This window comes from Lacinutrix sp. MEBiC02595 (assembly GCF_053601555.1).
On the sequence record NZ_JBSHNU010000063.1, the window covers coordinates 1 to 2,570 of the forward strand.

Annotated in this window: 4 protein-coding genes; all 4 read left to right on the forward strand. The window is 30.1% G+C overall.

What is annotated here, in order from left to right; genetic code table 11:
- Nucleotides 1–153: 153 nt before the first annotated feature.
- The 4 genes from ACVCZW_RS00245 (at nucleotide 154) to ACVCZW_RS00260 (ending at nucleotide 2,311) form a co-directional block, all read left to right on the forward strand.
- Nucleotides 154–699, forward strand: coding sequence for a hypothetical protein (locus ACVCZW_RS00245; RefSeq protein ID WP_452231317.1), 546 nt, complete (start codon nucleotides 154–156; stop codon nucleotides 697–699).
- A gap of 164 nt (nucleotides 700–863) precedes the next feature.
- A complete protein-coding gene (locus ACVCZW_RS00250; RefSeq protein ID WP_452231318.1) occupies nucleotides 864–1,208 on the forward strand; it encodes a DUF3024 domain-containing protein in 345 nt (114 codons plus the stop codon).
- The gene (locus tag ACVCZW_RS00255) at nucleotides 1,201–1,659 is read left to right on the forward strand and encodes a UPF0158 family protein (RefSeq protein ID WP_452231319.1); all 459 of its coding nucleotides are present in this window, start codon (nucleotides 1,201–1,203) and stop codon (nucleotides 1,657–1,659) included. Before ACVCZW_RS00250 ends, ACVCZW_RS00255 begins: the two co-directional genes overlap by 8 nt.
- Nucleotides 1,660–1,777: 118 nt before the next feature.
- Nucleotides 1,778–2,311, forward strand: coding sequence for a hypothetical protein (locus ACVCZW_RS00260; RefSeq protein ID WP_452231320.1), 534 nt, complete (start codon nucleotides 1,778–1,780; stop codon nucleotides 2,309–2,311).
- Nucleotides 2,312–2,570: the final 259 nt, after the last annotated feature.

A 2,570-nucleotide genomic window follows, 5' to 3' on the forward strand; every position in this document is an offset into this window, starting at 1 on the left:
AAACATAACAACGTATATATAAAATAGCTAATTGGTTGTTTAATCAATATTTTTTGTTTCTTTATAAAATATATACAAGCCGGAAAGACAAGTCATTATTTAAACGCTACTTTCCATATACGTATACGTTGGCAATAATTAAAAACCGAACTTATGAAACTACTTATTTACATCTATTTTATTAGCTTATTTCAAATAAATTGTAAAACTGACAATAAGAAAATTAATGAATCGGAAACTTTAGATAAGAATGGAATAGAATGTACAGAAAAAGGTTGCAATGGGAAATATATAGGTTCTGAATTTATAAACGGAAAAGATATTGCACATCAATTCTCGAATAAAATGAGTAATTCTGTTGGAAAAAAGCTAAAAGAACTCTATCACAAAAAGAATTATAAAAAAGTAGACTTTACTGAAATTGAAATGAGAACTCAAGGAATGGGAAGTGGAAAAGTTATTTATACCCTTTTTATTCCTTTTAAATCCGTTGACTCAAAATGTGAAGCTTATACTTCCTTTGACCACGTTGGAGGCTGGAATCATAAACCATCATTGGTAAGAAGAAAAAAAGAACTTCAAAATGTTACATTGAAAGGACACGAATTAAATATTAGTAATCTAAAAAAAACACCTGAAGGATTACAAGAATATTGGATTCAATGGAAAAATAAAGAAATACAATCAGATTGTGAATAAAAAACTATTGCCAACACCGTATATATTTTATTGCTGGTTCTAGCCTGCTTACGAAAACCCTCGCGGATTTTCTATTCGGTTTTTATTTGCTAAATTACGTTCTTAAACACGCAACAAACCATATACAAACACGTTGTGCGCAAGCTGAAAAAAATCGTAACTAAATGATAAACAAAACGATTGACATAAATGAATCCACTATAAAAAAGTATGTGGAATCCTTACGCCCTGAAAATCTTGAAATCAGAAAACAAGTAGATATTGGATATTCTTATGATGGAAAAGTTATAATTCTATTTGAAATTCGACCTGATTGGAACGACGAAAAAAAGAAACAACATTTTGATTTTGCCAAAATAAGATATTACAAATCAAGAAAAGAATGGAATTTGTATTGGATGCGAGCAAGTGGAAAATGGGAGATTTACGAACCGTTTCCTGAATCTAGTTATTTGGACAAAATAATAGAAATTATTAAAGAAGATAAACACGCTTGTTTTTTTGGATAATCCTAAACAAAATATCGTCAACAATATTGCGCAAGAATTGGATTGTGGAAACGACTGCTATTATAATTTTAAGACCAGCGAAATATTAGCAATTCCGAATTTCTCCCAACTATTCGACGAAGAAGAATTTAAAGAGTCTTTTAAAGAGTCTTTAAAAGAAAGCTTAAAAAAGTTAGAAAAGCATAAAGCTGATTTTATCAAAATCGAAGTTTTGGAAAGTTTTGAATCTTTTAAAATTATGGAGAGGTTTGTTGAGCAAATAACAGACAAAAAACTTCAAGTGGATTTAAAGAATGTTTTGAAAAACAAAAAACCTTTTCATAATTTTAAGCACAAAATTGACCATTCTGAATTTAGACAAAGTTGGTTTGAATTTAAGCAAAGTGAGATGGAAAAAATAGTGGAAAATCAATTAGAAAACGGAAAAGCCTGCGCACAACACCGTATATAATTTATTGCTAGTTCTAGCCTGCTTAAGAAAACCCTCGCGGATTTTCTATTCGGTTTTTATTTGCTAAATTTAGTGCTGAAACACGCAACAAATCATATACAAACACGTTACAGCACATATGAGAAAAACCATCGGTAAAGACATAATTCCACTTCTGATTTCAGCAATTCTTGTGATAATCTCAATCGGAATTACATTGCTTACGGATTACACTCTGAATTACAAACATTACTTTGGAATTGGACTCATTGGGATTTCTTCACTTCTTTATTTTAAAAACAAAAAACTATTTGTTTACTTTTTCGGATTCACCTTAATTCTCGGAATTGTCAATCTAATTGACATTTATTACTCAAACATAATTTTCGGAATTGGACCAATTAAATTCAATCCAATATTTCTGACTTTACTAATTATTTTCTTGGCATTGAATAAAGAACTGTTGAACAAATTATTTCCTGAAAAGAAACTGACTGAAAAAGACTTGGCGGAAAGAAATTCGGAAAAAGAAAAACTGATTAAAAATTACGAACTGAAATTCCAATCAAAAACGGAATCGGAATTAGAAAACATTGCGAACGAAAAAAGCGGATTTGTAGAAGAGGCAAAAGTTGCTTCGAAAAACATTTTGCGGAATAAATACGTGCTGTAACACCGTATAAAAATAATTGCGGTATATTGCTTAATCAAAAGTCGTTGCGTGTTTGTAACGTCTGATTTTCCTTCGGAAAATCCTCGCATACAAACCCGCAACTATTCTTATACATAAACGTTATCTATAAGTTACTCACCAACAAAAATTATTGGAAAATCTATAAGTCTGAACTTCCAACAAGGGAATAATTACTCAGATGAATAATGTAATCTGAAAAACGTTACGGATTGGATTCTGTTTGATTTTATAAACTAAG

Coding starts and splice junctions, on each gene's coding strand:
- ACVCZW_RS00245 (WP_452231317.1), top strand. CDS start 154: ATGAAACTACTTATTTACATCTATTTTATTAGCTTATTTCAAATAAAT.
- ACVCZW_RS00260 (WP_452231320.1), top strand. CDS start 1,778: ATGAGAAAAACCATCGGTAAAGACATAATTCCACTTCTGATTTCAGCA.
- ACVCZW_RS00250 (WP_452231318.1), top strand. CDS start 864: ATGATAAACAAAACGATTGACATAAATGAATCCACTATAAAAAAGTAT.